This window comes from Mycobacterium sp. DHQP2018-32-09 (assembly GCF_058148405.1).
The window spans coordinates 26,165-52,495 of record NZ_JBYVYK010000044.1 but is presented as its reverse complement, the minus strand read 5'-3'; the positions used below and the strand labels follow the sequence as shown (position 1 = coordinate 52,495).

General features: G+C 67.4%; 24 protein-coding genes and 1 pseudogene. 10 read left to right on the top strand and 15 right to left on the bottom strand.

Annotated elements, in window-relative coordinates; genetic code table 11:
• Positions 1 to 511: 511 nt before the first annotated feature.
• Positions 512 to 1,024 (bottom strand): nuclear transport factor 2 family protein, encoded by a 513-nt coding sequence (locus tag AC30CM_RS20260; RefSeq protein ID WP_490118698.1) that lies wholly within the window; start codon positions 1,022 to 1,024, stop codon positions 512 to 514.
• Between the two features lie 147 nt (positions 1,025 to 1,171).
• Here AC30CM_RS20260 and AC30CM_RS20255 point away from each other — a divergent pair.
• Together AC30CM_RS20255 and AC30CM_RS20250 are read left to right on the top strand one after the other, a co-directional pair.
• Positions 1,172 to 3,505 (top strand): annotated as a pseudogene (locus AC30CM_RS20255) (FdhF/YdeP family oxidoreductase).
• A 486-nt stretch (positions 3,506 to 3,991) separates the two neighbouring features.
• The gene (locus AC30CM_RS20250) at positions 3,992 to 4,936 is read left to right on the top strand and encodes a LysR family transcriptional regulator (protein WP_490118697.1); all 945 of its coding nucleotides are present in this window, start codon (positions 3,992 to 3,994) and stop codon (positions 4,934 to 4,936) included.
• Here the strand turns inward: AC30CM_RS20250 and AC30CM_RS20245 are convergent.
• The 3 genes from AC30CM_RS20245 to AC30CM_RS20235 all read right to left on the bottom strand — a co-directional run bounded on the left by AC30CM_RS20245 (position 4,933) and on the right by AC30CM_RS20235 (position 7,556).
• Positions 4,933 to 5,559 carry an isochorismatase family protein gene (locus AC30CM_RS20245; protein WP_490118696.1) on the bottom strand — a complete coding sequence of 209 codons (627 nt, stop codon included), beginning with the start codon at positions 5,557 to 5,559 and terminating at the stop codon, positions 4,933 to 4,935. The two genes, AC30CM_RS20250 and AC30CM_RS20245, sit on opposite strands and share 4 nt — an antisense overlap.
• A gap of 79 nt (positions 5,560 to 5,638) precedes the next feature.
• Complete coding sequence (locus AC30CM_RS20240) at positions 5,639 to 6,262, bottom strand: MspA family porin (protein ID WP_490118704.1); 624 nt, start codon at positions 6,260 to 6,262, stop codon at positions 5,639 to 5,641.
• 658 nt (positions 6,263 to 6,920) lie between these two features.
• A complete protein-coding gene (locus tag AC30CM_RS20235) occupies positions 6,921 to 7,556 on the bottom strand; it encodes a cutinase family protein (protein WP_490118703.1) in 636 nt (211 codons plus the stop codon).
• 333 nt (positions 7,557 to 7,889) lie between these two features.
• Here AC30CM_RS20235 and AC30CM_RS20230 point away from each other — a divergent pair, with 333 nt between their 5' ends.
• The gene (locus AC30CM_RS20230) at positions 7,890 to 8,345 is read left to right on the top strand and encodes a DUF1348 family protein (RefSeq protein WP_490118702.1); all 456 of its coding nucleotides are present in this window, start codon (positions 7,890 to 7,892) and stop codon (positions 8,343 to 8,345) included.
• Positions 8,342 to 9,403 (top strand): multidrug effflux MFS transporter, encoded by a 1,062-nt coding sequence (locus AC30CM_RS20225; protein ID WP_490118695.1) that lies wholly within the window; start codon positions 8,342 to 8,344, stop codon positions 9,401 to 9,403. The genes AC30CM_RS20230 and AC30CM_RS20225 overlap by 4 nt, the downstream gene beginning before the upstream one ends.
• Positions 9,404 to 9,652: 249 nt before the next feature.
• Here the strand turns inward: AC30CM_RS20225 and AC30CM_RS20220 are convergent, their stop codons facing one another.
• Positions 9,653 to 12,355, bottom strand: a complete 2,703-nt coding sequence (locus tag AC30CM_RS20220) for a helix-turn-helix transcriptional regulator (protein ID WP_490118701.1) — start codon at positions 12,353 to 12,355, stop codon at positions 9,653 to 9,655.
• A 189-nt stretch (positions 12,356 to 12,544) separates the two neighbouring features.
• On the opposite strand from AC30CM_RS20220, the gene AC30CM_RS20215 reads away from it, so the two are divergent.
• The gene (locus AC30CM_RS20215) at positions 12,545 to 12,676 is read left to right on the top strand and encodes a hypothetical protein (protein WP_490118694.1); all 132 of its coding nucleotides are present in this window, start codon (positions 12,545 to 12,547) and stop codon (positions 12,674 to 12,676) included.
• A gap of 28 nt (positions 12,677 to 12,704) precedes the next feature.
• On the opposite strand, the gene AC30CM_RS20210 is transcribed toward AC30CM_RS20215, so the two are convergent.
• Positions 12,705 to 13,217 (bottom strand): MarR family winged helix-turn-helix transcriptional regulator, encoded by a 513-nt coding sequence (locus AC30CM_RS20210; RefSeq protein ID WP_490118693.1) that lies wholly within the window; start codon positions 13,215 to 13,217, stop codon positions 12,705 to 12,707.
• Positions 13,218 to 13,421: 204 nt separating this feature from the next.
• On the opposite strand from AC30CM_RS20210, the gene AC30CM_RS20205 reads away from it, so the two are divergent.
• The 5 genes from AC30CM_RS20205 (at position 13,422) to AC30CM_RS20185 (ending at position 17,872) form a co-directional block, all read left to right on the top strand.
• Positions 13,422 to 14,504 carry an alkene reductase gene (locus tag AC30CM_RS20205; protein WP_490118692.1) on the top strand — a complete coding sequence of 361 codons (1,083 nt, stop codon included), beginning with the start codon at positions 13,422 to 13,424 and terminating at the stop codon, positions 14,502 to 14,504.
• 23 nt (positions 14,505 to 14,527) lie between these two features.
• Positions 14,528 to 15,301: an SDR family NAD(P)-dependent oxidoreductase gene (locus AC30CM_RS20200; RefSeq protein WP_490118691.1), complete on the top strand. Its 774-nt coding sequence runs from the start codon at positions 14,528 to 14,530 to the stop codon at positions 15,299 to 15,301.
• Between the two features lie 43 nt (positions 15,302 to 15,344).
• A complete protein-coding gene (locus tag AC30CM_RS20195; RefSeq protein WP_490118690.1) occupies positions 15,345 to 15,740 on the top strand; it encodes an ester cyclase in 396 nt (131 codons plus the stop codon).
• A gap of 132 nt (positions 15,741 to 15,872) precedes the next feature.
• Complete coding sequence (locus tag AC30CM_RS20190) at positions 15,873 to 16,874, top strand: NADPH:quinone reductase (protein WP_490118689.1); 1,002 nt, start codon at positions 15,873 to 15,875, stop codon at positions 16,872 to 16,874.
• Positions 16,875 to 16,981: 107 nt separating this feature from the next.
• A complete protein-coding gene (locus AC30CM_RS20185; RefSeq protein WP_490118688.1) occupies positions 16,982 to 17,872 on the top strand; it encodes an LLM class flavin-dependent oxidoreductase in 891 nt (296 codons plus the stop codon).
• Between the two features lie 136 nt (positions 17,873 to 18,008).
• Here AC30CM_RS20185 and AC30CM_RS20180 read toward each other — a convergent pair whose 3' ends face one another.
• From AC30CM_RS20180 to AC30CM_RS20140, 9 genes are all read right to left on the bottom strand, one after another.
• The gene (locus AC30CM_RS20180; protein WP_490118700.1) at positions 18,009 to 18,626 is read right to left on the bottom strand and encodes a class I SAM-dependent methyltransferase; all 618 of its coding nucleotides are present in this window, start codon (positions 18,624 to 18,626) and stop codon (positions 18,009 to 18,011) included.
• A 380-nt stretch (positions 18,627 to 19,006) separates the two neighbouring features.
• Positions 19,007 to 19,600, bottom strand: a complete 594-nt coding sequence (locus tag AC30CM_RS20175; protein ID WP_490118699.1) for a TetR/AcrR family transcriptional regulator — start codon at positions 19,598 to 19,600, stop codon at positions 19,007 to 19,009.
• Positions 19,601 to 19,940: 340 nt separating this feature from the next.
• On the bottom strand, positions 19,941 to 20,672 hold the full coding sequence (locus AC30CM_RS20170; protein ID WP_490118687.1) for a maleylpyruvate isomerase family mycothiol-dependent enzyme: 732 nt from the start codon (positions 20,670 to 20,672) through the stop codon (positions 19,941 to 19,943).
• 6 nt (positions 20,673 to 20,678) lie between these two features.
• Complete coding sequence (locus AC30CM_RS20165) at positions 20,679 to 21,500, bottom strand: fumarylacetoacetate hydrolase family protein (RefSeq protein WP_490118686.1); 822 nt, start codon at positions 21,498 to 21,500, stop codon at positions 20,679 to 20,681.
• 2 nt (positions 21,501 to 21,502) lie between these two features.
• Positions 21,503 to 22,576 (bottom strand): cupin domain-containing protein, encoded by a 1,074-nt coding sequence (locus tag AC30CM_RS20160; protein WP_490118685.1) that lies wholly within the window; start codon positions 22,574 to 22,576, stop codon positions 21,503 to 21,505.
• Positions 22,573 to 23,493 carry a VOC family protein gene (locus AC30CM_RS20155; RefSeq protein ID WP_490118684.1) on the bottom strand — a complete coding sequence of 307 codons (921 nt, stop codon included), beginning with the start codon at positions 23,491 to 23,493 and terminating at the stop codon, positions 22,573 to 22,575. The genes AC30CM_RS20160 and AC30CM_RS20155 overlap by 4 nt, the downstream gene beginning before the upstream one ends.
• A 30-nt stretch (positions 23,494 to 23,523) precedes the next feature.
• Positions 23,524 to 24,630 carry a quinone oxidoreductase family protein gene (locus tag AC30CM_RS20150; RefSeq protein ID WP_490118683.1) on the bottom strand — a complete coding sequence of 369 codons (1,107 nt, stop codon included), beginning with the start codon at positions 24,628 to 24,630 and terminating at the stop codon, positions 23,524 to 23,526.
• On the bottom strand, positions 24,627 to 25,517 hold the full coding sequence (locus tag AC30CM_RS20145; RefSeq protein WP_490118682.1) for a fumarylacetoacetate hydrolase family protein: 891 nt from the start codon (positions 25,515 to 25,517) through the stop codon (positions 24,627 to 24,629). The genes AC30CM_RS20150 and AC30CM_RS20145 overlap by 4 nt, the downstream gene beginning before the upstream one ends.
• Positions 25,518 to 25,572: 55 nt before the next feature.
• Complete coding sequence (locus tag AC30CM_RS20140; protein WP_490118681.1) at positions 25,573 to 26,325, bottom strand: SDR family NAD(P)-dependent oxidoreductase; 753 nt, start codon at positions 26,323 to 26,325, stop codon at positions 25,573 to 25,575.
• Positions 26,326 to 26,331: the final 6 nt, after the last annotated feature.

Genomic DNA, 26,331 nt, shown 5'->3' with positions numbered 1-26,331 from the left:
CTGCACGAAACCCTCGGCTACGTTCCACCAGCTGAGTACGAGGCCGCCCTCACCGGCACCTCACACCCCGCGAGCCAGCCAACCCCGGCCCTCGCACCCGAGTAGGAACAAAACCTGGGGTAGTTCATTGTCCCGCGGACCTATTCGCCACCCAACTAGCCTCAGAAAGTCCGTCGGTGTTGCGACGTTGACTAGAACCCGCCCCGGAACCACCTGCTCACTTTTCAACCGGAGCCGACATTCGCACCGAAGTTACGTGACATAGCGATTGTGGAAAACACTCGTTATCCATATTTAGAGTCGTTCGGTTGAGTTGCTACCTAGCGGCAAGAAGCGTGTGGTTAGTCGGCGGGGTGTAAACGGGGCTGCGGAGGGCACGGCTGGTGGCGGGTGCGGTGGTAGGCGAGGCGGCTTGGGGTGACGGTGCGTTGAGGGTGGCGACGGCAGGAGGCGGACTAAAAGGTGGTGGACGACGAATGTGGCCGTGGTGTCGAAACAAACTCCCCCCTCCTCAGTCCAGGGGCGGTGGGAACTGTTGACTTCGGTGGATCAGTGTCCAGTCACCGCGGAAGATGGGATGGATTTGGTGAGTCCTCCACCGCCATATTCCGTCCAGGAGTTCGAATCCGTTGTCGAACCAGGACGCCGAGACCAGTTGCGCCACACCTGCACCGTCGAGGGCGGACAGGCTGAGGTAGTTGCGGACCCGCGCCGCGCCAGGGGCCTGGACATCGTCGAGTTCGATCGAAACGGTCGAGATAGCGTGCTGAGTGACTGCTGTGTCCTTGACTGTTGCTTCGCCCCAACGGATCACCGCCTCACTGCCGGGGGCATCGGCGAAGAAGAAGCGGCCGTGGGTGAACAGCTCGCCCAACCGCGGCCAGTCACCGCTGTCTGAGGCGAGTGCGTATTCGAACAGTTGCCTGCTGATCTCTTGATGAGCAGCCAGCGCCAAGTGGCTCGGGAGCATCCCGCCAGCCTGTGTTGCACCGCGGCGGCGTTGGCCGATATAGGTGATTATCACCGAGTCGACTGGAACTGCGAGGCGCCGCCTCGGCGCTAGGCTGCAGTGAAGACGGGGCTGTCTTGATCTGCCTTCGGGACTATTCGCACCGCTTCGGCTTGGGAGGTCGATACGCCTGTGATACAACGCGTTTCACCTGGCGACGACTTGGGTCGCGGTGCGCCGGGCTCGCCAGCGGCTGGCCGAGCGCCGAACCGGGGTGGTGCGTTCGCCCAGAAGGACGACGACGCGCCGGCTGCCGGTTGGGGAGCTGCCCGCAGCGTCGCGCGTGTCGTCGCGCGGGCGCGGGAACCGTTTCGTGGACCACGCGCGATGCTGCAGATGAACCATGAGGACGGTGGATTCGATTGCCCCGGCTGTGCATGGCCCGACGACCGCAACGGGCTGCACCTCGACATCTGCGAGAACGGCATCAAACACGTGACGTGGGAGATGACGCGCAAGAAGGTCGACCGGGAGTTCTTCGCCGCCCACACCGTGACCGAGCTGTCGAGCTGGACCGATTTTCCCTCGAAGACCAGGGCCGGCTGACCGAGCCCATGAGCTACGACGCCGACAGTGACACGTACGTGCCGATCTCCTGGCACGACGCGTTCGCCATGGTGGGAGAGCACCTCAGAGGCCTGGACAGTCCGCACGAGGCGGCGTTCTACACCTCGGGCCGCCTGTCCAATGAGGCAACCTTCCTCTATCAGTTGTGGGTGCGTGAGTTCGGTACCAACAATCTGCCGGACTGCTCGAACATGTGCCACGAGGCGACGGGTCGGGCGCTGCAGGCGTCGCTTGGAACAGGCAACGGCACCTGCGACATCGGCGACTGGAATCGCGCGGACCTGTTGATCGTGATGGCGGTCAACGCCGCGTCGAACGCCCCGCGGATGCTGACCGCATTGGCCGACGCATACCGTCGCGGCGCGCGCATCGTGCACGTGAACCCGATGGTCGAGGCGGCGTCACGGCGCACCATCGTCCCGCACGAGTTCCTCGCGATGGGCACCTTCCACGCGACCAGCACCGGAACGATGAACGTGCAGCCGCGTATCGGCGGGGATCTGGCGCTCCTGCGTGGAGTGGCCAAGGCGGTTCTCGAGCGGTCACAGGACGATCCCACGGCAATCGACCGGGACTTCATCAGGAATCACACCGCCGACTTCGGGTCGTACCGCGATCTTGTGATGGGCACGCAGTGGCCGGAACTCGTTGAGCAGTCGGGGGTTTCGGAAAGTGACATCCGAGCGTTGGCCGACACGTACATGGCATCAGACCGGACCGTGATCAGTTGGTGCCTCGGCCTGACACAGCAGGAACACGGTGTCGACACCGTACGCGAGATCGTCAACCTTCTTCTGCTGCGCGGCAATCTGGGACGCGAGGGCGCCGGGCCGTCGCCGGTCCGCGGGCACAGCAACGTGCAAGGCAACAGGACATGCGGCATCGACCACCGGCCGACTGCGGCGTTCCTCGATCGACTCGACGAGGTCTGCGGGATCTCCTCGCCCAGGGAGCACGGCCTGGACACGGTCGCCACGATCGAGGCGATGCGGACGGGCCGAGTCAATATGTTCGTCAGCATGGGCGGCAACTTCAGCCTCGCCGCACCCGACACCGCCGCCACGTTCGAAGGTTTTGCGCAACTGCGAGTTGACCGTTCAGGTCAGCGCCAAGCTAAACCGCAGCCATCTCGTGCACGGCCGCAAGGCCCTCATCCTGCCGTGCCTGGGCCGAACGGAGAAGGACGTCCAACACAGCGGCGAGCAGGGCGTCAGCGTCGAGGACCTGATGAGCATGGTTCATCTGTCCCGCGGCAGCCGGAAACCGCCGTCGCCGGATCTGGAGTCCGAGTGCGCGATCCTCGCGGGCATGGCCAGGGCGACACTGCCGGAGTCGACCACTCCATGGGAATTCTACGTGCAGGACTACGACCGCATCCGAGACACCATGGCGGCGGTCCTCGACGGCTTCGAAGACTTCAATCGTCGGGTCCGAATGCCGTTGGGATTCCGCATCCGCCAACCCGCGCGAGAGCGGGTGTTCCTCACCCCTTCCGGCAGGGCCGAGTTCGCGGCGTCGCCGCTGCCCGACGCGTGCCCGCCGCCGGATCGGTTGATGCTGTCGACGGTGCGATCCCACGATCAGTGGAACACCACGATCTACTCCGACGACGACCGCTACCGCGGGGTGCGCAATCTCCGAACCCTGCTGTTCATGAACAGCGCCGATATGACCGATCGAGGACTCGCCGAGTTCGACCTCATCGACATCACCAGCTACGCCCGCGACGGCAGCACCCGCACCGTGTGGGGGTACCGGGCGGTCGAATACGACATCCCCGCAGGCAACGTGTGCGGCTACATGCCCGAGCTGAACGTGCTCTGCGCGTTAGGCGACTTCAGCGCTCAGAGTGAACAGCCGCTGATGAAGCATCAGATCGTCTCGGTGACCAAGTCCACTACGGATGACGCGCGAATCGCGCCCGAGTGACTACGGGTGAACGGAAGTGGGGGTTCGGGTCTTCAATCGGTCGAGTGCAGACCGTAGTCGGCGACGGTTGCGCCACCACCGATCGCGCGTGATCACTCGGCTCGATCGTGGTGGGTAGGTGGACCGCTCCACTCGCTCGGCGCGGTAGCCCTGAGGCCGTCGCAGTGAGTCGGCTGACGGTGTCGGGGAGGTTGTCGGCCTTTGGACGCCCGCCGGGTTCCCTTCGGGTGCGCGACGCTGTCCGACGCGGCGGATGAGGGCGCGATCCTGGGGCCCAGATTGCTATGGACTCAAACGCTCACGGAATCTACTCACCGACGGCGGGATGGAACCGTCGACTTCGGCGGGCCAGACGACGGCATCGAGCAGGCGCGGCGGTTCCACGGGCGGTGGTGCCCGCAGTAGGCACTAATGCTGTCGAACGTCACCCCGCGGCACCGCCACCAACGTGAAAGTGATCTGCGCTGGCTTATCTACGATGGGGGCGTGGAGTTGCGTCAACTGGAGGCCTTCGTGGCCGTTGCCACTGAACTGCACTTTGGACGGGCGGCCGAGAGGTTGGGCATTGGGCAGCCGACGCTGAGTGACATGATGCGGCGGCTGGAGCGGGAGATGGGGACCGCGCTGCTGACACGGAACACCCGGCGCGTGGCGCTCACTGCGGCAGGCGCCGATCTGCTCGATCGAGCGAAGATCATCCTCAACGAGGTCGCTGTTGCCGGGGCTGCGGTGCAGCGCATTGCGCAGGGCGAGGCAGGAACGGTCAGATTGGGGATCACGCCGCTGGCTGCCCCGATCCTGGCGAAGCATCTGCGGGAAGTGCTGCACTCGCACGCCCCAGATGTCGAGGTGATCGTCACGCGGATGTGGCTGTTCCATCTGCAGGAAGCGCTGGTAGATGAGTCGGTCGATGTCGCCATTACCTGCGGGGTCGTTCCCGATCCTCCGTACGCCACTAGCGAGGTCATCTGCGCTGAGCCGCTGCTCGCCAGCGTCCGGCCCGAACACCGGCTCGCGCACCTGCCGCAGCTGGACCTGACTGAGCTCGCCCACGAGACTATGGGCATCCAGAGTGACTTCCTCTTCCCGGCATGGGTGCAGGCGCAGCGGCAGGCACTCGCAGCAGCGCGGATTTCGCCACGTACGGTCGAGCTGGACGATAACCACGTCTCGGCGGCGACGTGGCCGGCGCAGACCGACGTCGACTGGATCTTGACGACCGGTTCGATTGTCGATGAGGGTATGGCCGCCGTGGTGCGTCCGGTGACGATGCCGCGTTTCGTGCCCTACACACTGCAGTGGATTCCGGATCGCGCACCGACCCAGGCGGTCAACCGCTTCATAAGCATGGCACGCGATGACCCCGCTGCGATTCCACCCGGTTGGGCCAAGTCGGGCGATCCGAATGACGCGGGGCCATCGCCGGGCTAGGCGCCGGTGAAGGCGAGCAGTGACGAGTACGCAGGGATGGCGTACTTGCCGAAGATTCCCGCGATAGCCTCGCCGCCCTCGGTCCGCCAATCGCCGAGCAGTTCTGCGGCGACGGCGACCGTGCTCGTCAGTGTTACGCCGGCGCGCGCCATCCGGTCGCAGGCGGCGTCGGCTGCCAGGGTGCTCCACGTGCCCGAGGCGTCGGTAACCGCCCACGCACCATATCCCGCTGCCACGGCCGACTGGGCCACGAACGACACGCAGACGTCGGTGCTGATGCCCGAGAGAATCAGTTGATCGCGACCGCTATCGCGCAGCGCCGCAGCGAAATCGGGATTGTCCATGGCGTCGATCTCTCCGGGTCGGCGTACGATCACCGCGTCGGGGGCCGCATCGGACAGGTCGGCGATGATCGGCCCGTTGGGGCCGTCGTCGGCACTGGTGGTCATGATGACGGGCACGTGGAACGCCTTGGCGATGAGCGCAAGGGCGATCACGTTGCGGCGCAGCTCCTCCTTGTCGTGATCCTGTACTCCGAGTAACAGACCGGCCTGGTGGTCGATGAACACCATTGCCGCGCGGGTGCGGTCGAGTCGTACGGCTGGATACGAGGTGCTGGACATTGCTGCTCCCATCATTGCTTCCCATGAGGTATGGGGACTTCGAGTCACCACTGTGGTGAAACGTATTTTCGGTGGCTGTTTAGATCTGTACGGGGTCGCCGTATACGGCGAATTCGGAGCGTTCGACATCGGTGCCGATGCGGACGTAGGCGAACGATCTGATCGTGACCGGGCCGCCGCACGCGTCCGCCTTGACGTGCACGTTGGTCACGTCGAGCATGCCCAGACCTCCGGGACTCAAGGGCATGCTGGCCATGGGAAGGTCGAGGATCACCCCGGGTTGGAGATTGGTCTGCAGATACCCAGTGAGGCCGCCGCCCAGTCCGGCGTTGACGCCGGGTCCGGCGGCGGTGAGTCCGACGGAGCCGGTCGGCGCGATGGCACCCGCACCGCCGAGCTGCAATCCGCTGGAAACATCGGTCTGACAACCTAATTGGTAGCCAGCCACGAAGAAGCTGTCAGTGATGGGCAATTGCCCGGCGCCGACATTGGCCGTGGCCTCGTACGAGACGAATGCTTCTCGGGAGTTGGCGGCCGCCGCCAGGTTAGGCACGGAGTTCACTGTCTCGTTGGCCAACGTCAGCGTCAAGCTGTTGCCGCCACGTGTCAATTTGGAATCGGTCTTGGACGCCATCGTCTTGACTTCGGCTCGCGCTGGGCCGGTCGCAACTACCGCGCCGGCCGAAATGATGGCGATCGCCATGACGGTTACAGTGCAGCGTATTGCGATCGCGATCGACGCGGTCATGTGCCTGATCCGATCGCGACGGGCGGCGATTGCGGTCCCGCCAGGTCGACACCTACCGAGGGTCCCAATGACGGGCGCTCGGGCTGGGCGGGCGCCACCGGAGCTAAGGCGCCGGGGTCGAGGTCGGAAAGTGTGGTGCCGCCGACGGCGCCCTGGGGTCCCGCGAGGCCTACAGCGATCCGGACGGCCGGTACCGGTCGCTCGTTGGGCATCCCGGCGACCGGCCCACCCAAATCCGAAAGAGCGCTGGCCGCGACGCCCCCTGGACCGGACCAGAGTCGGGGCGGGCCGTTGACAAAGGCCGGCGTCGTTGTCTGCAGTGGCCCGTATGGCGCGCCCTGGCTGCCGGGGACGCGAGGCTGCGATGGCGGCAGTGGTGGCGGTTCGGCGGCGGCTCCCGTGGCCGAAAGGAGTGGCGCGGCAATGCAAAACAAGGACACCGTGAGTGTGCCTGCGACTGACCGGCGTCTGATGGAGACCGAACTCGTTGACACACCGACAGTGTGGAACACCCTGCGACCGAGCGGAAGACACAGATTCACATGGCTGCGATCGAGTGCGCCGATGAATCCCTTCAAGGTGAATGCCGTCCTTCGATCGAGTCTCATCACGTTCAGATGGCCCGCGCGGCGAAATCCGCGCCTTGGTCGATCATGCCGTTGTCCAGGTAGGCGTGGTGTGCCGCGCGGTCGAGGCCTCCGGCGTCGCAGATGGGATCGCGGGGTGCGCAGAGTTGGAGCATCTTGGCGGTGTAGTCGGGACCGATGCTCATGGGGGGCGCTTGACTGGCCAGGAGATTGACCACCCACGGCTTCGGTGTCCCGAACATCACCACTGCCGCCACGTGCGGCGCGACCGTCGGCGGCATCGGACCCGTAAGGCCTTCAGGCAGAACGAATCCGGGAGGAAGTGAATCGATGACCGTGTAGCCGGCGACCGCGGCGCCTTGGGAGTATCCGCCGAGGACGATCCGGGATTGCGGGCATGCGGCGACGGTTGACTCGATACGGTGGCTGGCGTCGATGACTCCCTGCACACCCGTCGCGAAATCGTATGACGCTGGGTAGTCGACACCGTAGACGTCGACCGTTCTGCCCTGTAGTCGCGTTCGCAGGGCGTCGACGAACGCCTGCCCGACCTCGCCGACGCCCGGTGCCTCGTTTGTACCCCGTGCGAAGACGACGGCTACGTCGCTGCAGTCGGGTTCGCTCGCCGCGGACGGGACGGCTGTGACGCACGCCGCGGCCATGAGTGTGGCGAGGAGGAACCCACCGCGGCGGGTGTGTCTCCGAGGAGCCGGGTTGTTGGGGAGCTTCTCGCTACTGCCGCTGCGCCGTTGCACGAATCGTGACCCTAGGCCAGGGCGCGGCGGCTGACGGGTCGCCGACGCCGAACGTAGGTGATTTCTACCGAGTGGCCGACCGGTTGCGGTGTGTGACGGCTCCCATCGATCGTCACCACCGATTGCAGTTATCTGAACTTCGTCGTTTCCGGGACGTGGTCTTGGCGGCGACACTTGCCGTGTTCGGCCGCTGACGAGCGCGGTCGGTCATATGAGGAGGTCGTCGCCGTGCCCGTCGATGTGTCCCGCCCGCCATTCCCGCCGTTCGACGAGCACTCGGCGTTGGTGAAGGTGCAGGCAGCCGAAGACGCCTGGAATAGCTGTGACCCGGACCGAGTGAGCAGGTCGTACACGCCGGATTGTGTGTGGCGCAACCGAAGCGAGTTCGTGACCGGCCGCGACCAGATCGTCGCGTTCTTGACCGAGAAGTGGCGGCGCGAGCGTGACTACGCCTTGCGCAAGAGTCTGTGGGACTTTCACGGCAATCGCATCGCGGTGCGCTTCCAGTACGAGTGCCGGGATGAGTCGGGGCAGTGGTGGCGAAGCTATGGAAACGAACTGTGGGAGTTCGACACCGTCGGGCTGATGCGCCGCCGCGAGGCCAGCATCAACGACGTGCCCATCGAGGAGTCCGAACGGCGGTACTTCGGTCCCCGCACCGAGGCCGAGCGCGGGACGGTCATCCCGCTCGAATGAGTGGCGACGACCGCGTGCCGGCCGCGGTGCCGGCGTCCTGGTTGGCGGTGCTGGGCCTGCTCACCGCCGTAGGCCCGTTGTCCGTGGACATGTACCTGCGGTCGTTTCCTGCGATGGCCGATGAACTCGGCACATCCGCATCGGCGCTGCAGCTCACTTTGACCGCCTTCATGGTCGGCTTGGCCCTCGGCCAGTTGGTCGGGCCGCTGTCGGATCACCGGGGTCGGCGGTCGCTGATGCTGGCGGGTAACACGCTGTGCGTCGTGGCGAGCGTTGCGTGTGCACTGGCGGTGTCGGTGGAGATGCTGACGGTGTGCCGATTCCTGCAGGGGCTGGGCGGCGCGGCCGGTGTCGTGCTCAGCCGGGCGGTGGTCGCGGATCGGGCCGAGGGGCCGGCGGCCGCCCGCGTCTTCAGCCTCATGATGATGATCAACGGCACTGCGCCGGTGCTCGCGCCGTTGATCGGCGGTGCGACGTCGAACCTGATCGGCTGGCGCGGCGTGTTCTGGATTCTGTCGGGTCTGGCCGTGGTGATGCTGGTGGGCTCCACCGCGGTGCTGACCGAGACGCTTCCGGTCGAGCGCAGGGTGCGGGGTGGCTTCGGGGCGCTGCTGCGCGATGGTCGCACGGTCCTGCTCGATCGGGCGTACCCCTGGTATGTGGTGACGTTCGGTTTCGCGTTCGCGACGATGTTCGCCTTCATATCGGCGTCGCCGTTCGTGATGCAGCACGTACTGGGTCTGTCTCCGCTGGCGAACGGAATCGCGGTAGCCGCCAACGCGATCGGGCTCCTCGGGGCCAACGCTCTCAACGCCAGGATCGTCGGGCGGTTCGGGCAGGTGAGGTTGCTGTCGGTCGGGGTGGCACTGCTGGTGTTCTTTTCATCGTTGGTCCTGCTGGTGATCGTCACCGATCCGGTCATCGAACTGGTGCTGCCGGTGTTGTGGTGTGCTGTTGCCAGCCTGGGGCTGATCCTGGCGAATGCGACGTCGCTGGCGCTCGATCGGACCCGACAGACCGCCGGAACGGGTTCGGCGCTCATCGGATTGGTGCAGTAAGCGTTGGCGGCCGTAGTGGCGCCGTTGGTGGGGTTGGCCGGCGATGCGACGGCCGTACCGATGGCGGTGGTGATGACGGTGTGCGCGCTGATGGCGGCGGCGGCTCTGCTGTGGGTGAGGACACGGCCCGAGCAGCGATCCGATGGTGGGCCCCGATAACCAGGCGCTAAAACACCACGTGGAGGAGAAGGGGGGGACGTGTACTCATCGGCACCGTCGACGGCACTTCGAAGGACAGCTGACATCTCGTCACGTCATGCGACTGCGCCGAATTGACTCCAGCGCGCCGCGGATTTCGCGGCGGGATCTGATCTCCAGCTTGGCGAAGATGTTGCGCAGATGCGCGTCGACGGTGCGCGGGCTGAGCACCAACTCCCCGGCGACCTCCTTGGAGGTTTTGCCTTCTGCGACACGCTCCGCGATCGCGTACTCCTGTGCGCTGAGGGTGCCCGGCGTCGACTGTGGTTGTGGTGGGGAGATCCCGGCGGCCCGCAGTTCGCGCGCGGCGCGGTTGGCGAACAGCTCGGCACCGGCGGCCACGAAGATCTTGTAGGCGGGCCGCAGATACTCGCGTGCCTCGCCGCGTCGCTGGCGTCGTCGCAGCCACTCCCCGAACAGCAGTTGCGTACGCGCCAACTCCAGACGCGCCCGGCTGTCCGCGAGGTAGTTCACGGACTCAGCGAATCGGGCCTCGGCGTCGGCGGGATCCCCGACCAAGGCCGAGCATCGGCGCTCGATACCCAGTGCCCACGGTGTCGACGCCGCGACGGCGTGCACGCGCAATCGATCGAAGGCGGTGCGGGCCTGCTCCATTCGATCCTCGCGGACTGCCGCTTCGATCAGTTCCGGTGGCACGAAACCGTGGAAACCGGGCTCGTCCGCAGGTGGGTACGCGTCGACGGCGGCCAGCGCGGCGGCGTGGTTGCCCGTGCTGTTGTGCAGAACGAGTTCGGCGTAGACGCACCCGACGACGTGCCGCGGGTCGAACTCTCGTGCTTCCGGGGGACACAGCTCGTCGCGGGTGCGTGCCACGAAACGACGGTCGCCTCGCCAGGCTGCGATTCCGAGCTCGACCAGTACCGGTATCGACGTCGAGAACCCTCGGGCCTCCGCCACGCACTCCGCGGCCTGGTCGAGTTCGCCTCCCTGCAGATGAACCAGCGCACGCGAGGTCAGGGCCATCGGAAGCGCCGCGTTCCTGCCCGCCCGTCGCACGGCGGCCAGTTGGCGTTCGGTGATGTCGTGCAGTGCTTCGTCGTCCCACGCCAGCGATCCCACGATCCAGGCCCACGCCGGGTCGAATTGGTCGGGGTCGTCGGCGTGGTCGCGTAGCGACGCCAACGAGCTGCGGGCCGCGGGTACCACGGCTGCGCGCTCACCGGACAGTGCGCTGGCCAGCGTCGGCAATACGACGTCGACGGGTCTGGCACGCGTGGTGACATCGAGAACGAGCTCTTCGGCGCCGACGGTGCCGCTGGCCGATTCACCGGTCAGGTAGGCAGCCACCAACGCGCTGGAGTACGCGATCGTCGCCGCGGCCGGATCCCGCGTGGCCCAGCGGCGCGCGGCGGAGAGCAGCTCGCCGGCTGCTTCGGGGCGGCGGGATCGCGAGAACGCGACGCAGGCCTGGAACGCGTCCACTCTGGCGTTCTGCGTCTCGGTATCGGCGTGCAACCGGGCGGCGGCGCTCAGTTGCGCTGCGGCGTCGAGATTACCGACGTCACTGTTCGCGACAGCCGCCTGCATCGTGAGGGCGAAACGTCTGGACGGGTCCTCCGCGAGCGCGGCGCTGCGTTCGTAGAAGGCCGCCGCAGCGGCGACTCCGCCGCGGGCGCGTGCGGTTGGCGCGGTGCTCTCCAACAGCAGCGACACATCTGCGTCCGGTCCGGACGTGCTCTGACCGAGATGCCAGGCGCGCCGCTCGGGGAAGGATTCGGGTGTTGCGGCAGCCAGGGCGGCGTGAGCGGCGCGTCGCGCGGCGGGCTCGGCTCGCTGGTAGATCGCCGGTCGGAACAGCGGGTCCCGGAAAAGGACGCGAGCGCCGATGTCGAGCAGGCCTTCGTCGAGGAGGGCAACCGCGTCCGCTCGTGTGACGCTGAGCTCGCCCGCAGCTCGCCACAGGAGAACCGGATCTCCGGTGGAGTCCGCTGCAGCCAACAGGGCCAGAGTGCGCGCGGCAGACGAGAGCCTTGAAAGTGATGCCTCGACAGCGGCTTTGGACGCCGCGGGAACGTCGACGACCGCGGGGAGAAGGTAGCCTCCGGCTAGGTCGGACGGCCGGCGGATGCCCGCGGCCAACGTGGCGACGGCGGCCGGAACACCGCGCGACTCGGCGACGATCTGGTCGGTGACGCACTCGTCGAGCGGTATCGGCAGGACGGTTGACAGAAGCCGCCGCGTACCGGTGTCGGTTAGCGGAGGTAGGGACAGCGACGGCAGATCGTGCAGTGAGGCGAGCTGGTGATCGGGCCGCACAGCGAGAACGATGACCGCGGATTCCCCGTGGAGCCGACGAGCGACCAGCGCGAGGACACGGGCACTGTCCTCGTCGAGCCATTGGGCGTTGTCGATGAGGCACAGCGTCGGCTTCACCGAGCCGAGTAACGCCAGGACGGCGAGCCCGAGCCGGAGCTGATCCGGCCGTCCGGGTCGGGATCCGAAGGCCGTCTCCAGCGAGGCGCGCAACGGCGCCGGCAGGCTCGACGCCAGCGGCAACCTCGGCTTGAGCAGTTGGTGCAAGGCCGAGTAGGGCGACGAGGCCTCGAACTCCGATGCGCTGCCTCGCAGGACGGTGAAATCGCCCGATTTACCGGCTAATTCGTCGAGGAGTGCGCTCTTGCCGAGACCCGGCGCTGCGGTGATGATCAGCGTCCGCGCCGCTCCGGTGTCGGCGGCCAACAGCTTCTCGAGCGCGCTGATCTCGTCCGAACGCCCCAGAGACGCCGAGTCCACCGGCCCGAAGCGCGGTCCACGCCCGGCTCCCGGTGGGACCGCCGTGCGCACGAGCCCAAACTCTACCAGGGGGTCTCACTCGATGGAGATCGCACCGAGAGGTCTGCGGCTCGGTGAAAACCACCTAATTCTGGTTGCGTTTCGCCTCGTCGGCGGGGCGGATTCGGTGCCGCTTCGTAGGCTCCGGCCATGCCCTCACCTTCGGCGTCTGCGCCCGCCGCAGCAGCGTCTCCGCGACCGATGCCCCAGCTCGCCACGGAGCCGGGCACGGCGGCAGGCGGGGTGTCGATCCGCGTCGCCGACGGTGACGCAGGCGTGTGACGGGTCCGCGCCCCGGTGCGGTCGATGTCTAGCGCCCCAGGCCGTGTGCGGCGCGGCTCAGTCGTGTCTCCAACGTCAAGAGATCCTCCTCGATGGTCCGGCGATCCGCAGCCCCCAACCCGCCGACGGCGGCGTCTTCGAGCTGGGCCCAGATGCCCTCAACTCGCGTGCGTAGACCGATGCTCGCGGGGGTGGGTTCGATCAGCCAGGCCCGTTTGTCGGCCGGAGTGGGGACGCGGCGCACGAAACCGGCGGTCTCCAGGCGGCGAACCGTCCTGGCCATGGTGGCGGCGTCCGAGTCGAGCACGCGCACGAGGTCGGCTTGGCGTTGAGGCCCCGCCTGCCACAGGTGCATCATCACGATCTCCTGTCCGGGGTGCAGTCCCACCTCGCGCAACAGGTGTCCGGCGATCATCCGATGCAACCGCGCCACGCGGAAGATGGCGTGGCTGATGGGGCCGCTCTGCGCGGCCGCAGGGATGGGGACGCTGGAATCGAGGGGTGCGTCAATCGGGTCGCCTGGGCGGGACGCGCGTTCCATGTTCAGGCAGGTTACTTCGACGTCAAGCAAACGCTGCACAGATGCGTCCCATAAAACCGCTGAAACGTACTGCGGCGGGCGGTAGGGAATGAATGCGCGCTGATACCTGTTCGGACAGGTAACCGGGCGGCATTACCGAGCCGACGGTGAGTACGAGGTCACGAGCCCGTGGCCTGACCGACATCCAAGACAGAGGGAATGGCTATGAGCACTGTTTTCGACCCCATCGCGGTGGGGGGCGTCGAACTGAAGAACCGGATCGTCATGTCGCCGATGACGCGGAGCCGCGCCTACGGTCCCGGCGCGACCCCGACCCCGAGCATGGCCGAGTACTACGGCCAACGGGCGGGCGCCGGACTGATCATCACCGAGGGCACGCAGCCGTCGGTGATCGGCCAGGGGTATCCGAACACCCCCGGCCTGCACTCCGACGAACAGGTCCAGGCGTGGAGGGTGGTCACCGACGCGGTGCACGCCAACGGCGGTGTGATCTTCGCCCAGCTGATGCACACCGGCCGCATCGGCCATCCGAGCCTGCTCCCTGCGGGCAGGGTACCCGTCGGGCCGTCACCGGTCGCTGCGGCAGGTGAGGTGTTCACCCTCGACGGCATGCAGCCCTACGTGGTTCCCGAAGAACTCGACGAGGAGCAGATCACTCAAACGGTGCTCGACTTCGCCCAGGCGGCGCGCAACGCCGTTGCCGCCGGGTTCGACGGCGTGGAGGTGCACGGAGCCAACGGGTATCTGCTGCATCAGTTCCTGTCCACCAACGCCAATCTGCGCACCGACCGGTGGGGTGGATCAGTAGACAATCGCATCCGCTTGACACTGCGCGTCGTCGACGCCGTGACGGCCGCCATCGGCGCCGACCGCGTCGGTCTGCGCATCTCACCGGCCAACCCGCTCAACGACATTCACGAGGACGACTATCACGACACGTACCGCGCCCTGGTGGACGGCCTGGCGTCGAAGAACCTGGCCTATCTGCATGTCATGGAAGTGGGTGATCGCGACTTCACCAACGAGCTGCGCCGTCGCTTTGGCGGGACGTTCATCCTCAACCCGGCAACTCCCGGAAGTATCACCGGTCCCGGCGAGGTCGGCCTGGTCGAGGACGGCACCGCCGACCTGGTCGCATTCGGGGCGGCGTTCCTGGCCAACCCCGACCTGCCTCGCCGCCTCGCCGAAGGTGCTCCGCTCAACACTCCCGACCGCGCCACCTTCTACGGGGGCGACGAGCACGGCTACACCGACTACCCCGCGCTCGACGCGGTACCGACGGCCTGACATCGAAATCTGAGGAGACTGATATGAGTTCGACATTCGACGGCCGCGTCGCGCTGGTAACCGGCGGCAGCCGAGGCATCGGCGCCGCGATAGCGGCTCGACTGGCCGACGCCGGCGCCACGGTCGCGGTCAACTACCGCTCCAACGCCGGCGCCGCCCAGGAACTCGTCGAGGACCTGCGCTCACGCGGGCACCGCGCCGAGGCGTTCGGTGGGGACGTGACCGACCCGGCTCAAATCGCCGATGTGGTCGCCCACGTCGTCGAGGAGTTCGGTGCCCTGCATCTACTGGCCAGCAATGCCGGCGTCGAACACTTCGCCCCGCTGGCCGACATCACGTTCGACGATTTCGAGAAGGTGTTCCGCACCAACGTCGGCGGCCAGTTGTTCGCGGTGCAGGCCGCGGCGGCAGTGATGCCCGCGGGAGGTCGCATCGTGTTGACCTCGTCGGTCAGTGCCCGTATCGCCGTGCATCACCACACGCTGTACGCCGCCAGTAAGGCCGCGGTGTCCGCGATGGCGCTCAACCTGGCACCGGAACTGGCCGAGGCGGGCATCGCCATCAACGCCGTCGCTCCCGGTGGAACGGCCACCGACATGGCCGCCGAGAACGGAGCCGACTACGTCCATCCGGCCCTGGCGGACGTTGCGCCGCACGACGTGACTCGTTCGATGAACGCCCTGGGCCGGCTCGCGCGGCCCGAGGAGATCGCCGATGCAGTCTGTTTCCTGTTGTCGCAGCAGGCGTCGTACATCACCGGCTCCACCCTCGACGTCGCGGGCGGGTGGATGCGGTGATGCCGGATCCGTTCGCGCTCCGGCAGCGGAAAGGAGACGGTCGATGAGCACGCGCGCCGAGCTCGAAGAGTTGTACAGCGCGTATCTGGACGCGTGCAACGCTCATGACCTCGACCGGATGACGACCTTCTACGGACCGGCGATTCGGGTCAACGACATTGCGATTGAGCGCGATACCGTGGCGGCGCAGTTCGCTCCGATCTTCGCCGCGTTCCCGGACTGGCATTGGGACGTGCGCAATCTCGCGATCGACGGAGCCCTCGTCTCGCTGCACTTCACCGTCACCGGTACCCACCGCGGCACCTATCTCGGTGTGTCGGCGACGAATCGCCGCGTGGCGATCGCGCAGTTCACCGTCTACCGGGTGGAGAACGGCCTGTTCGCCGACGTGTGGGACCTGGCCGACATGGCCGCCATCCCCGCGCAGCTCGGCGTGTGAGCATCGCGTGTCCTGAGATCAGTGAACGGCTCAATCGGGCAGCGCGTTTGCGGTGACCACCGGAAATGGTGGGTCGACGAAGGCGCTGTCGCGGAGCCGTTTCAGAACACCGGATAGGGAGAGGGGAGTGGCGTGCGCGCCATCTACTACGACAGTCAGGGCCCGGCAGGGGATGTCCTGCGGTTCGGCGATCTGCCTCGTCCCCGAGCCGGCGCAGGCGAGGTGCTCGTCCGCGTGCACGTCTCGGCAGTCAACCCGAGTGATGTCAAGAATCGGACCGGGTTCACGGGGCCCATGCGGTACGCGCGGGTCGTCCCGCACCAGGACGGCGCGGGAGTCGTCGAGGCGGTCGGCGCGGGCGTCACGCCCGAGCGCATCGGCCAGCGGGTGTGGATCTACGAGGCTCAGACGGGCAGGGCGGCAGGCACGGCCGCGGTGTACGTGGCCGTGCCCGCGCAGAACGCCGTGCCACTGCCCGAGGGGGTCTCGTTCGAGGTTGGTGCCACTCTGGGGGTGCCGGCGATGACCGCGCACCGATGTCTGTTCGCCGACGGGGGGCTCGAAGGTCGGCGTGTTCTGGTGCACGGGGGAGCAGGGGCCGTGGGCACCGCAGCCATCCAGCTCGCGACCTGGAGGGGCGCCGAAGTGGTTGCGACGGTGCGCCGGGCCGAGCAGGTGGATGCCGCCCGGCGGGCCGGCGCCGAGTCGGTACTGGTCACCGCAAGTATGGACACGGCGAACCTGCGAACGGCGCTCGGAGGCCGCGGAGCCGATCGCATCGTCGACGTCGCCCTCAACGAGAATCTGGATGTCGATCTCGCCGCACTGGCCGACGGCGGTGTCATCAGCGCCTACGCCACCGCGTCCCCGTCGGACGAGGTCCGTCTCCCGATGGTGCGGGCGATGGTCGCCAACGCCGCGGTGCGCTTCGTCTACGTGTACACGGTGCCTGCGCAGGGAAAGGCGGCCGCCGTCTCCGACATCGGCGCCTGTCTGCGCGACGGGGGTCTTCGACCCAGGATCGGTCTGGTGGTTCCGCTCGCGCGGACCGTCGAGGCGCACCTGGCCGTGGAGGCAGGCGCCGCGGCCGGCAGGGCGCTGATCCGCGTCGCCGACGATCAGGCCGATGAGTGAACGTCGGTGCCGGCGCGATCAACGGTCGCAAGACGCGCACCGTGACGCGCAGCGCGAGGTCACGATCCCGTGGCCCGCAGAGACGAAGATGAGTGAAAGGACCAGACATGACCGACTACGGACGAGAACTGCAATTCGGGGTGTTCGTGACTCCGAGTCCGGACCTGCTCGCCAACAGCTATGCCATTGCCGAGATCGCCGATGAACAGCTGGATTTCATCGGCGTACAGGACCATCCCTACCAGAAGCACTTCTTCGAGGCGTGGGCGTTCATCGCCACCCTGCTGGCCCGCACCGAGCGGGTACGGGTGGTACCCGACGTTGCGAACCTTCCGCTGCACAACCCGGCGGTCCTGGCCAAGACGGCGGCGAGCCTGGACGTCATCTCCGGCGGGCGGGTGGAGTTGGCCCTGGGCGCGGGAGCATTCTGGGACGCGATCGTTGCCATGGGCGGGCCGCGGCGGACGCCGGGCGAGGCCGCCCAGGCGCTGCGCGACGCGGTGGAGGTGACCCGGCTCATGTGGTCGGGCGAGCGGTCGGTCAAGTACGCCGGGGAGATCTATGGACTGCACGGCGTGCACCCCGGACCCCAGCCCGCCCACGACATGCAGATCTGGCTCGGTGTGGGTGGGCCCAAGCTTCTGCGGTACCTCGGTGGGCACGCCGACGGCTGGCTGCCGTCGAACTCGTATTTCCCGCCGGAGGCACTGCCCGGCATGAACGAGCAGATCGACCGCGGCGCGGCCGACGCCGGGCGCGACCCGGCGTCAATCATCCGCGCGTACAACGTCTTCGGCGAGATCACCGAGCGAGAGTCCGGCGACCCGTTCAGAGGAACGGTCTCACAGTGGACCGACGAGTTGGCAACGCTGGCCGTCGACACCGGCATGGACACGTTCATCTTCGGCGCCCCCGACGACGACCTCACGCAGACCAGGCGTTTCGCCGAGGAAATCGTGCCCGCGGTACGTGCCGCGGTTGCGCAGAGCAGACGATAAGGCCGATCGTGACTGACCGATCGTGCCCCCGCACTGCCTGGCGTCACCACGACTGACCGAGCAGACCGTGTCACAGCCGAGGCCGCAGTTCGGGTTCTCGGCTGTGGGAGACGGCCGCCGTGGTGACTCGCCTGGGCTACGACTTGTGTGCGGCGAGAAGAAGTCGCGGCAGCTTCACGTGACCGTCCGCGGTGCTGTCGGCGCCGGCGACCCGGCTTCCGTCGAGACCGTTGGCGTAGAGCGCGGCCGACCGCACCCAGTCCACGGTCCACAGTGTGGCGACGGTGTCGCGCAGTTCGTCCTCGGTGAAGCTGTGGGGGCCTGGTTGGTCGGCGGCTCCTGGCCGCCGGGCGGCGGCGAGGACGTACAGTGCGGCGCCGGGGGCAGCAGCCCGGTGGATCGACTGCATGTACCGTCGCCGACGGTCCGCGGGCAGGGCGTGCAGCAAACCGCTGTCCATTACCGTGGTGAAGCGTTCGTCGTAGCCCGCGAAGTCGGTGACGTCGGCTCGGGCGAAGGACGCAGTGGTGAAGCCGCGTTCGGCCGCGGCCCTGGTAGCCGCGGCGATCGCGGTGCCGCTGGCGTCGAGGCCGACGACGGTGTAGCCACGTGCGGCCAATGCCATTGACAGTTCGGCGTGGCTACACCCGGCGTCGAGGACGTCCCCCCGAACCTCGCCCTGATCGATCAACGCGGCGAGCTCCGGCTGAGGGGCCCCTATGCTCCACGGCGGCAATACATCCCGTTGGTAGATGCTCTCCTAATCCATGTGCGCTTCTGTCACGGAGTCATCCCGTCTGATGTAGGTGAACGGCGGCCCGACCGACGCGGAACACTGTGCCCGATTTTCCAACGGTTGTCTACTTTTCTGGAGTAGGGCGCGGCTAGCGGGCCGGTGTCATCTGCGGCGCGGCAAGGAAATCCGACCTCGCCGTGCGGGCTCGGTCCCCTTCTCCTGGCCAGTCCGAAGCCACCCCTGGCGGTCTGGATGGGCCACAAGCAAGGTCTGGGCAAGAAGTGTTGTACGCCAAGGGGCGTGGGCGCGGAGCTGATGCGAGCATCGCGCCGCATCGGCCCCGCACTGGGCCCCTGGCGGCCGATGCTTCCTCGTCTGCGCCGGTGTCGCCCGGTTAGTTAGTCGACGTCGAGTAATGAGGTGAGAAGGGGAACAACGAGCCGAAGAATTGCGTCCACGTCGGCGGTGACGAGATCAGGCATACGCAGGATGAATCGCTGCGTGGCAATGCCCATCATCGCGGCGCCGGCCAAAGCCGCGCGAAGCCGCGCGTCCGGCGAATCGATGCTTGCGGCGATGACGTCGATGGCGTGCGAGGTGATGTGCCCGCGAAGTATCTCCGCTGCATCTTCGCTAGTCATGCTAGTACGCAGCAACACCGCCATCGGACTGTTCGGATCGGAAGCCCACGCAGTAAGCATGGACCGCGCGTAGTTCTCAGCGGTCGTGGCGCTGCTGGCCGTGGTCATTTCGACGATCGGAATGTCCCAGTGAACGGCCTCGATGAACAGTGCACGTTTGGTCCCGAAGTACTTGTTGATCGAGGACTTGTCGACGTCCGCCGCCTCGGCGATACCGCGGATCGTGGCGCGTTCGTAGCCGACCTCGGCAAAGACCCCGCGGGCGGCCTCGAGTATTCGCCGGCGAGTCCGCTGCCCCTTCCGTTCGGAGCCGTCGGCCACGGCGGAGGTTGGCGACGGGTCGTGTGGCACGGTGCCCAACGATCCCTCCTCGCCGTCTCGGGTCCCGTCATCGTATCTTCCGACAGCGTTGTGCACTGGGTCGCCAAGATCACTGGTCAACGGGCGCGATTCGTGACCCAGGGTCGCTGTGACATCGTCGCGACCGGCGCCACCGGACAACGCCGCCTTAGGACCGTCGGGCCGGCGAGGTATCCAACGGTTGCGTTATCCGCAGTGTTGGGGTCGGTCGCGCAGGCGGGGCGCACGACGCCGTTCCGGGTGTCGTGGACGCATCAATTCTCCCGCCCGCGCCGATATCGGCGAGTCGCAAAGTTCTCGTCCCATCGTGACCGCGGGCGGATCGCTCGGTTCACAGCCAGCGTGGTGCCGTGGGAACGACGTGAGGCGGCGAGCCTTCCGACTGAACGCCGATGGCGCCGCGTCCCGCGGCCCAGCGGACCACGGCGGGCAGCGTGCCGGTGATGGTCGTCGGCGCCGCAGTGGTGTCGCCTACCGGGATGGGTTCGCGGCAGTCGACCGCGAGGACCAGATTCGCGCCGTCGCCCCTGGTGCGCCACGTCCCCACGATGTCGGTCAGCAGCGATTCGAGGACAGGGGCTGGGAAATCCCCGAACCGGCCGCCGTTGTCCAGGTCGACGGCGTGAATCCACACTTCGCGTGTGCGCATCCACACCGTCTCCTCTGCGGGCACCTGTCGGCCCTGGGCGGTGCGCACGGTTTCCTTCCAGGCGGTGCTCGGGAGGTGGCGCCACTTCTCGTCCAGTCGGGCGCAGCTGTGCGCGAATAGGTTTCGCAGGGCGCCTGCGTTGAGAGTGGCTCCTTCGGCGATCTCGCGACTGCGCTGCTCGGCGGATGCGTACATCGGGGTTTCCTCGCCGGTTGCCGCCCAGTCGAGCAGACGGCACAGGGCCACCGCGTTGTAGGCGGTGTGGGCGATCAGGTGTCGTCGGGTCCATCCGTGGAGAAGAGTGGCGTCGTCGAAATCGGCGTCGGTCAGCTCGGCGATGCGTTGGGACAGGTAGGAGGTGCCCCGGCGTGCGATGAGGAGTCGTTCGGGGAGTGTGAGTGCGTGAAATGTCATCGGCGCTTACTTGATGATGGTGGTGTTGCGAACAGTGCCGATTCCGTCGATGCTCACCTCGACGGTTTCCCCGTTCTGGATGTAGCGCGCGGGTTTGCGGGCATGGCCGACGCCGCCGGTGGTGCCGGTGACGATGACGTCACCGGGCTGCAGGGTGACGATGTGGCTGATGTACTCGACGAGCTTCGTCGGACCGAAAACCAGGTCGTCGGTCCGGGCGCTCTGCATGACTTCGCCTTCCAGGCGTGCCTCGATGCGGGTTCCCAGGGTGTAGTCGGTGACCAGGTGCGGGCCGAATCCGCTGGTCTTCTCGAAGGTCTTGCCCTGGTCCCATTGCAGGGTGCGGTATTGGTAGTCCCGCATCGTGTAGTCGTTGATCGCCGAGTACCCCGCGATGTAGGCGTCGGCGTCCGTCTCGGCGACCTGGTAGGCCCGGGCTCCGATGACGACCGCCAGTTCGGCTTCCCAGTCGAGTTCGGCTGCCGCGTATCCGGGGACGACGACGTCGTCGTACGGGCCGGTGAGCGCTTCGGCGAACTTCGCGAACAGGGTGGGGTATTGCGGGAGGTCGCGGCCCATCTCGGCGATGTGGGTGGCGTAGTTCAGTCCGACGCAGATGATCTTGCCGGGCCGTGGTAGCACGGGGGCGTAGTCGGCACCGGTCAGGTCTACCGTGGCGCCGGCCGCGTCACGGGCCAGGGCCTCCCAGTTCGGATTGCTCAGCAGCGCCGACAGGTCGGGGAAGCCGTCGATGGTTGTGGCGGTGCTGGGATCGTCGATGCGGACGGCCGTGGTCGCGGTGGGTGTTCTGAGGGTGGCGAGTCTCATGGTCAGGCTCCTTGGCTGATGTGGCTGCGGTCGAAGTGCAGCCGTTCGACGATGGGGGCATCGGAGAAGGCGAACACGTCGAGGTCGGTGTCGGCTTCGATGGACCATTCCGTCCAGGACGGGACGACGACGAGGTCGCCGACGCCGACCTCGGTCGGGTGGTCTGCAAGGTGGAAACGTCCGGAGCCGTCGAAGACCTGGTAGACCGTGGACCCGACGTCGCGCCGTGCCCGTGTGCGGGTGCCGGCGCGCAGGCGGTGGAACTCTGCCCGGATGGTCGCCATGATGTCACCGCCGGTGGTGGGGTTGGTGAAACGCACTGCTGCGTGGCCGGGTTCGGTGGTGGCGGCGTAGCCTTCGTCTTCGAGCGCGAGCTGTTCGCGCAGTGCGGCGTCGGTGTGTTCCCACCGGTAGGCGGTGATGGGTGTGGTGGTCTTGCGGCCGAGGCCGACGAGGGGCCGCAGACCGGGGTGTGACCACAGGCGCTCAGCCCGCGAGATGTCGGGGGTGGATTCGTCGGTGACGCCGTCGGAGCCGAACTCGAAGAACCCGGTGTCGGTGTAGTTGACGAACGGGATGTCCAGACCGTCGATCCAGGCCATCGGGTGGTCGGTCTCGTTGTGGTGGCCGTGGAAGGCCCAACCGGGGGTGAGGAGCAGATCGCCTCGGCGCATCGCGACGGGGTCTCCGTTGACCACGGTCCAGACTCCATCACCTTCGACGACGAAGCGGAATGCGTTCTGACTGTGCCGATGCTCGGGCGCGGTCTCCTTGGGGCCGAGGTACTGGATGGCGGCCCACAGTGTCGGGGACGCATACGGCAGGCCGCCCAGGCCGGGGTTGGCCAGCGCGATCGCGCGTCGCTCACCGCCGCGACCGACGGGGACGAGATCGCCCGCGCGTTGGGCCAGGGGGTACAGGGTCGACCACTTCCACACGAAGGGAACAGCTTTCGGTGCCGGTGCCAGCGGCATCAGATCACCGAGTTGGGTCCACAGCGGGTTGAGGTGTTCGGCGGCGAAATCGCTGTACAGTCGGTCCAGCTCCGGACTGTCGACCTGGGTTTCGGTGCTCACCGTTCCAGCTCCGACTCGGTGACCGGACCCCACATGTTGATGGTGGCGATGTCCACCTCCCAGGTCCGGGGGTACTGCGGATAGCTCTCGTGCCACGGGCGGGGCTCGAAGTACCCCTTGGACTCGTCGTGGATGAGGTCCAGTTGGGTGAACAGTTCGATCGTGTTGCCGTCCGGGTCGCGGTGGTAGGTGAACATGTTGTGGCCGGGTCCGTGGCGGCCGGGGCCCCAGTGCAGCCGAAAGTCGTTCTTGGCCAAGTGGTCGACCATCGTGATCAGGTGGTTGGGGTCACGCATCTCGTAGGCGATGTGGTGCATGCCCGTCCTGTTGATGCTGCGCAGGAAGTTGGCGGCGTGGTGGTCGGCGTTGCAACGCAGGAAGACGAAGAAGTCGCCGATGGTGTCGGACCACCTGAAACCCAGCAGGTCCTGGTAGAAGCCCTGCAGCCGTTCGAGTTCGGTGGTGAAGGCGGCGACGTGACCGAGCTTGGTCGGGCGAAGTGTGGCCCGGCCGTCGACACCGCTGGGCGTTTGATTCTCGAACAGGTGCAGTTCGGCGTCGGTGGAGGGTTCGGCCATGACCAGGACGTCCGGCGTTCCCGGTGCGACGTCGGATCGGCGTTCGACGTCGTAGCCGGCGTCCTTGAGTCTGCGGTGGGCGTCGCCGAGTGGTCCCCACACCTCGTAGCCGACCGCCGAGCGGGGTTTGGCCTCGTCGGTCTTGCGGATCACCACGCAGTGGTGATCCGCGCCGGTGGTGAGGTAGGCGTAGTCGTGCGCCTGTTCGACCACCTCCAGGTCGAGCACCTGGGTGTAGTACCACGTCATCCGTTCCACGTCGGGCGTGTCGAAGGTGACATAGCCCAGCTTGGACACCGGGGCGGCGGGCTCGACTGGGGTCGTTGATGTTTCACTCATGGGGGGTCCCTTCTTGGAGGTTGGTGGCGCTCACGCGTCAGGTTCGGTCAGTAGGGCGACGCGGCCGACGTTGGCACTGGCCTCGACGTACTCGTGTGCCCTCGCCGCGTCGGTGAGTGCGAAGGTGCGGTCGACCACGCTGCGGAAACCCGCGGCGGCTTCGGCCCACAGCCGCCGGGCGGCGATGAGGTTGCCCGAGCGCACGCCGATGACCCGTTGTCCGAGCGAGTAGAGCCGCTGCAGATCGACCGGTACGGTCCTGCCGAGGAACGCCCCGGACGACACCATGGCGCCGCCGGTGGCCAGAGCGTCCATTCCGTGCGTCCACACCACGGGGTCGCCCAGGTTGTCGACCACGATGTCGGCGCCCTGGCCGTCGAACACGTCTCGGACGTCGTCGGCGAAGGTCGCCGTGGAGGCCTTGAGGACGGCGTCGAATCCCAGTTCGGCCAGGCGGGCGCGTTTGGACTCGTCGCGTGAGGTGACGATCACTCGGGCGCCGAGATGTCGAGCGAGCAGCGCCGTGGTGGACCCGAGCGCCGAGGACGCTCCTTGCACGACGACGCGTTGTCCCGCAACGAGTCCCGCGCGGGTGAACTGGTTCATCGCCACCACGCCGGCCAGGGCCAGCGCTACGGCGTCGGCCGGGGTCATCTCGGCGGGCACCGGCGAGACGTTGATGGCGGGCACGGCGATGTAGTCGGCGTACGCGCCCGACAGGTGGGTCCCGATGATGCGGGCGGTGGGGGAGAGTTCGGCGTACCCCGCGGCGACCATGGGGCAGTCGGGGTCGGTCAGCACGGGAAAGGTTGCCACCCGGTCACCGACGTGGAAATCGGTGACACCGTCGCCGACGGCTGCGACGATCCCGGCGTGCTCGGCGCCCAGTACGTGGGGGAAGGTGAACGTCGCGTAGGGGTGGCGGCCGGAGCGTGCGACGAGGTCGAGCAGGCGCCCGACGCTCACGGCGGCGATGCGGATGAGCACGTGACCGGGGCCCGGATGGGGGGTGGGCACCGCGTCGACGCGCAGAACCTCGGGTCCGCCGAACTCGTGGAACGCCACCGCCCGCATCGTGGTGGGGACCGGACCCGGACGCGGCCACCCCTGCGTGGTGGTGGCCGCGGGGGTCGTCATTTGGCGACGACCTTGTTCGAGATGCGGCCGATGCCCTCGATCTCCACGGTGACGACGTCGTCGGGGCGCAGGAAGTCCTTGCGGGGCATGCCGACGCCGGCGGGCGTGCCGGTGAGGATGACGTCACCGGGCTCGAGGGTGAACACCCCACTGGCCGCGGCGATCAGCCGATGCACGTCCACCACCATCTGCGAGGTGTCGGAGTCCTGCTTGACCACGCCGTTGACGTCGAGGCGGATCTTCAGCGCCTGCGGGTCGGGCACCAGCCACGCCGGGACCAGCCCCGGACCCAGCGGGCAGAAGCCGTCCTGACTCTTGTGCCCGAGCCAATCCCACTCGAACGGCGCTGCCACCGAGCCGTTTCGGTGGAAGACACCGCGGTCGGAGACGTCGTTGGCGACGAGGTAGCCGGCGATGAGCTCGGCGGCGTCCTCGGGCGCCACGTCGGCGCACCGGCGACCGATGACGACGCCGAGTTCGGCTTCCCAGTCGACCTGGGAGCGCCCGTCGTCGAAGATGGGAACCTCGCAGCTGGGCCCGACGACGGTCGTCGTCGGCGTCTTGAGGAAGAAGAAGGGCTCGGCGGTGGGGTCGGGTCGATCGACTCCCATCTCGTCGGCGTGATCGTAGTAGTTCGCGCCGGCGCAGATCACCTTGCTCGGATAGGTGACGGGTGCCACCAGGGCGGCGTCGGTGACCGGTGTCAGCTCAGTGAGGTCCAGGTTCTGCAGCTCTTCTGCCCAGCGATCCCATTGCGCCAGCAGATCCATCACGGCGAGCCCGCCGAGGGTGTGCGGCGCGGCGAAAAGCCGGTCGTCGCTGTAGATGCCGGTCTCGATGCCGCGGGCGGTGCGGTACTGCGCCAGCGCCCAGGGGGTTTCGGTCATGGTCGGTTCTCCTGTTGTCGGTGGGATCGAGGGGGTCGTGTGGTGGCCGGTGTCGTCATCCGGCCAGCCAGCCGCCGTCAACGGGCAGGACCGCGCCGTTGACGTAGGAGGAGGCCGGCGAGCACAGCCAGACCACGGCGTTGCCGACCTCCTCGGGTGTGCCGTAGCGAGCCGCGGCCGTGCGGCCGACGACTGCGTCCATGACGGCGCTGGGCACTGAGGCGGTCATAGCGGTGGCGATCGGACCGGGAGCGATGGCGTTGATGCGGACGCCGGTGGCACCGTAGTCCAGGGCGGCGGTGCGGGTGAGGCCGACCACGCCGTGCTTGCTGGCGCTGTAGGCCGCCTGGGTGGCCGCGCCGGCCTGTGACCACACCGACGCCGTGTTGACCACTGCGCCGGTGTTTCTCACGATGTGCGGGAGCTGGTACTTCATGCACAGGAAGACGCCGGTGAGGTTGACGTCGATGACCCACCGCCACTGTTCGACGTCAAGGTCCGCGGTCGGGGCCGGGCTGAACACTCCGGCGTTGTTGTGGGCGAAGTCGAGGCGCCCGAAGTGCTCGACGATCCGGGTGACCGTGGATTGCACCGACTCGGCGTTGGAGACGTCGGTGTGGAGGTAGACGGCCGACCCGCCGGTGGCGGTGATCTCGGCCGCGGTCTGCGCGCCGTCTGCGTCGAGGACGTCGCAGATGGCCACCGCCGCGCCGGCATCGGCGAGGGCGCGGGCCGACGCGGCGCCGATGCCGCGGGCGGCGCCGGTCACCATGGCGACCCTGCCGTCGAAGCCCTCGATGTCGCTCATTTTCGG